This is a genomic window from Streptomyces sparsus, from assembly GCF_054776295.1.
Window position 1 is genome coordinate 1 of record NZ_BAAHCA010000510.1, and the last position, 3,512, is coordinate 3,512.

3 protein-coding genes are annotated in these 3,512 nt (G+C 73.1%); 2 read left to right on the top strand and 1 reads right to left on the bottom strand.

The features are described from left to right. Positions 1 to 213 precede the first annotated feature (213 nt). Entirely contained in the window at positions 214 to 900 is a 687-nt protein-coding gene (locus ACYVE9_RS19370) for a GntR family transcriptional regulator (RefSeq protein ID WP_461029149.1), read from the top strand. 185 nt (positions 901 to 1,085) lie between these two features. Here ACYVE9_RS19370 and ACYVE9_RS19375 read toward each other — a convergent pair whose 3' ends face one another. Further along, complete coding sequence (locus tag ACYVE9_RS19375; RefSeq protein WP_461029151.1) at positions 1,086 to 1,367, bottom strand: HPr family phosphocarrier protein; 282 nt, start codon at positions 1,365 to 1,367, stop codon at positions 1,086 to 1,088. Between the two features lie 225 nt (positions 1,368 to 1,592). Between ACYVE9_RS19375 and ACYVE9_RS19380 the strand changes: the two genes are divergently transcribed. Further along, positions 1,593 to 3,512 (top strand): GNAT family N-acetyltransferase (locus tag ACYVE9_RS19380; protein WP_461029150.1); only part of this gene is annotated, 1,920 nt, incomplete at its 3' end.

Here is a 3,512-nt window from a genome sequence, read left to right on the forward strand (position 1 = left end):
GGTCCGCCGCGTGCTGCCGCGCTTCCGCCGCGCCGGCCCGCCCCCCCCGCCCCCGTCGTGCCGCTCGCGGTGAACGGCCGTTGGTGAGCTTCCCCGGCTGTGTGAGCGCTGCTTTTCCGTCGTATCCGGACCGGGGATCGGAAATCACCGGCGAGTGGAATACAGTTCGAGTCTGCGACATCTTCAAAACGTGGGGACGCCGGAGGTGGGGCCATGCGTGTTTCCGCGCACGCGGTGTGCACAGCGGTACGCGACGAAATCGTCACCGGCGCCTTTCCGCCGGGTGCCCGCCTCACCGAGGAACTGCTGGCCCGCCGTTACGGGGTCTCGCGGGTGCCCGTGCGGGAGGCTCTGCGCACCCTGGAGTCCGAGGGGTTCGTGACCACCCGCAGACACGCCGGTGCCTGCGTCGCCGAGCCCACCGAGCGGGAGGCCGCGGACCTGTTGGACATGCGGGCCCTGCTGGAACCGCTGGGCGCCGCCCGCGCCGCGCAGCGCCGCACCGACGCGCACCTGAAGGTGCTGCGCGGGCTGGTCCGGCTGGGCCGGCAGCGGGCCGAGCACGGCCAGCTCTCCGACCTGCGCTCTCTCGACGACTGGTTCCACGAGACGTTGGCCCAGGCGTCGGGCAGCCCGAGTCTCGCGGCGCTGCTCACCCAGCTGCACCGGAAGATCACCTGGATGTACACGCCGGACGCGGTCGAGCCGCCGGCGCGGGCCGTCGCTGTGTGGCAGGAGCACGGGGCCATGGTCGACGCGGTGGCCCGACGGGACGTCGAGCGGGCCAGAGCAGTGGCCACCGCCCGGGCGGAACGGTCACCGGCGGTGCGCCGGGCGCAGCGACCGGGCGGTGTGAGGTCTTCGAAACCTGTTGTCAACACACTGCGCGCACCGGATTAACAGAAGCTGTATACACATGGGTCGGGGCGTTTTACGCAAGGCCCTTCCCCGTGTTTCTGTGCTCTGAATTCCGCCGGCCCGGAAAAGGGCAGCGAAAAGGCGGTGGAGCGAATGCTCCGCCGCCTTTTCGCCGCGCTCCGGGCCGGTGTGGAGCGCGGCGTCGCCGATGCCGGGTCGGTCGGATGTCAGACCGTCTCGGGCAGTTCCTCCAGGCCCTCCGCGACCAGCTTCGCCAGCCGGTCCAGTGCCGCGTCCGCGCCCTCGGCGTCGGAGGCCAGCACGACCTCCTCGCCGCCCTCGGCGCCGAGGCCGAGCACGGCCAGCATCGAGGCCGCGTTGACGGGGTCGCCGTCCTTCTTGGCGATGGTGACGGGCACGCCGGCGGCGGTCGCGGCGCGAACGAAGATGGAGGCGGGACGGGCGTGCAGGCCCTCGGCCCAGCCGACGGAGACGCGGCGCTCAGCCATGGTGTTGCCCTTCATTCGGAACGTTGTCTAGACCAGTTTCGCATGAGGGGGCGAGTGCTCCCTCCTGGGCACTGTGCCGTCCCAGCGTGCCCGCGCGCACCCCTGTCCGCGAACTGGGACGTCCCCCGGCCCGGGCGCCGCGTCCCCCTGCGTCCCGGACGCCGACCGGCGCCGCAGCCCCCGCACCCCGGACGCCGACCCACCGCCGGGTCGTACCCTGTGCCCATGCAGCCAGCCCCGGAGCGTGCCTACCCGACCCACTGGGAAGCCGACGTGGTGCTGCGCGACGGCGGTACGGCCAAGATCCGGCCGATCACCCCGGATGACGCGGGCCGACTGGTCAGCTTCTACGAGCAGGTGTCGGACGAGTCCAAGTACTACCGCTTCTTCGCGCCCTACCCGCGGCTCTCCGACCGCGACGTGCGCCGCTTCACCCACCACGACTACGTCGACCGGGTCGGTCTGGCGGCCACCGTCGGCGACGAGTTCATCGCCACCGTCCGCTACGACCGCATCGACGCCACCGGGCGCCCCGCCTCCGCGCCGGCGGACAACGCCGAGGTGGCCTTCCTCGTCCAGGACGCCCACCAGGGCCGCGGTGTCGCCTCCGCACTGCTCGAACACATCGCGGCCTGCGCCCGCGAGCGCGGGGTGCGCCGCTTCACCGCCGAGGTGCTGCCGGCCAACAGCAAGATGATCAAAGTCTTCACCGACGCCGGCTACTCCCAGAAGCGCAGCTTCGAGGACGGCTCGGTCCACCTCAACCTCGACCTGGAACCCACCGCCGAGTCCCTCGCGGTGATGCGCGCCCGTGAGCAGCGGGCCGAGGCGCACTCCGTGCAGCGGCTGCTGGCCCCCCGTTCCGTCGCCGTCATCGGCGCCGGCCGCGGACCCGGCGGCGCCGGGCGCACGGTGCTGGAGTCGCTGCGCACCGCCGGATTCACCGGCCGCACCTACGCCGTCAACCACCACCTGCCGCCGGAGGCGGGCACCCTCGACGGCCTGCCCGGAGTGCCGGCGCACCGCTCGGTGCGCGACATCCCCGAACCCGTCGACCTCGTCGTGCTCGCCGTGCCCGCCGACCGGGTCGACGCGGTCGTCACCGACTGCGGCGAGCACGGTGTGCAGGGCCTGGTGGTGCTCTCCGCCGACTTCGACCGGGCCGAACAGCGGGAACTCGTCCGCAAGGCCCGCTCCTACGGCATGCGCATCATCGGGCCGAACGCCTTCGGCCTGCTCAACACCTCCCCGGACGTGCGGCTGAACGCCACGCTCTCCACGGAGAGCCCGGAGCGTGGCCGGATCGGGCTGTTCACCCAGTCCGGCGCCATCGCCATCGCCCTGCTCGCCGGCCTCCACCGCCGCGGCGCGGGGCTCTCCTCGTTCGTCTCGGCCGGCAACCGCGCCGACGTCTCCGGCAACGACGTGCTCCAGTACTGGGACGACGACCCGGACACCGACGTCGCGCTGATGTACCTGGAGTCCATCGGCAACCCCCGCAAGTTCACCCGGCTCGTCAAGCGCACCGCCATGCGCAAGCCCGTCGTGGTCGTCAAGGGCGCCCGGCACAGCGGCAGCGCACCGCCGCCCGGCCACGCCGTCCCGACCAGCCGGACCCCGGACGCCACCGTCTCGGTGCTGCTGCGGCAGGCCGGAGTGCTGCTGGTGGACACCGTCACCGAACTCGTCGACACCGGCGTGCAGCTCGCCTTCCAGCCGCTGCCGGCCGGTCCCCGCGTCACCACGCTGGGCAACGCCGAGTCACTCGGGCTGCTCACCTACGACGCCTGCCTCTCCCAGGGCCTGCGCCCCTCCCCGGTGGTGGACCTGACGTCGTCGGCCACCCCCGAGGACTTCCGGCGGGCCCTCGCCGAGGCCATGGCCGACCCCGGAACCGACGCCGTGGTGGTCACCGCGATCCCGTGGGTCGACGCCTGGCAGGCCGGTGAACTCGCCGACGCCCTCCAGTCGGCAGCCGCCGGCAGCGGCAAACCGGTGGCCGTGGCCCACCTGGCCATCGAGGGACTGGACGCCGCACTCAGCGAGCGCCGCATCCCCTCCTACCCGGCCCCCGAGCGCGCGGTGCGGGCCCTGGCCGAAGCCGTCCGCTACGCCCAGTGGCGGGCGGACGCCGCGACCCCCGGC